At 74.9% G+C, this 720-nt stretch carries 1 pseudogene; it reads right to left on the bottom strand.

Annotated elements, in window-relative coordinates:
- Positions 1 to 121: 121 nt before the first annotated feature.
- Positions 122 to 720 (bottom strand): annotated as a pseudogene (locus AC08OP_RS15795) (hypothetical protein); the annotation flags it as partial.

Below are 720 nucleotides of genomic sequence, written 5' to 3'. Positions count from 1 at the left end.
TCCGGTCGCCTCCGGTCGCCTCCGGTCGCCTCCGGTCCGTACCGGGTCGGCCGGCGGCCTGTTGCACACGGTGTATGTCAGGAAGTGGTGGGATGGCCGAGCAGGGAAGTGGGACGGACGGTCAGGCGTCCGACGCCCGGTCGACGAACGGCGACGCCGCGGCCAATCCCGAAACCGGAGTACCCCGGACCGGGCAGAGCGGTGGGACCATGGAGAAGACCGCACCGCGCCCGGGGGCCGGGAGGAACGCGGCCGCCACGTCCGCCCGTGCGTCGAATACGATCTCCTCCCAGGGCGGACGAGCAGCGAGCGCGAGTTCGGCCGAGGCGGGTCCGGCCGGCCGGAGCGGTGCGGAGCGGGCCGGAAGCCCGCAGAGCACGACAAAGACCGAGAATCCCGAAAAGCCGGGAAACCTCGGGAAGCCGGGAAACCCAGGGAGTGCGGGGAGCGCGGTTGCCGCCCCGCGGCAGGGTGCCGGCCGTATCCCGCCGACGTCGGTTCCACCCTTGGGAGAAGCTTCACCGGCGCGGTCCGTGGGCGGCGGGCAGCGGTCGGTGCCGCCGGCTCCCGCCCGGCCAGCCGTGGCGGACACCCCGGAATCATCGAAGCGGTCGACGCCACCGAAGACCGACACACCCGCCCAGCCCGGTTCCGGCCAGCCCGGTTCCGGCCAGGGGCGCGGCGCCGTCCGACGGCCCCCGGCTTCGCGGCCCGGGCCGC

This window comes from Frankia sp. CeRuru1 (assembly GCF_977966315.1).
Note: the sequence above shows the minus strand (reverse complement) of the source record. Positions and strands in the feature narration are given on the sequence as shown.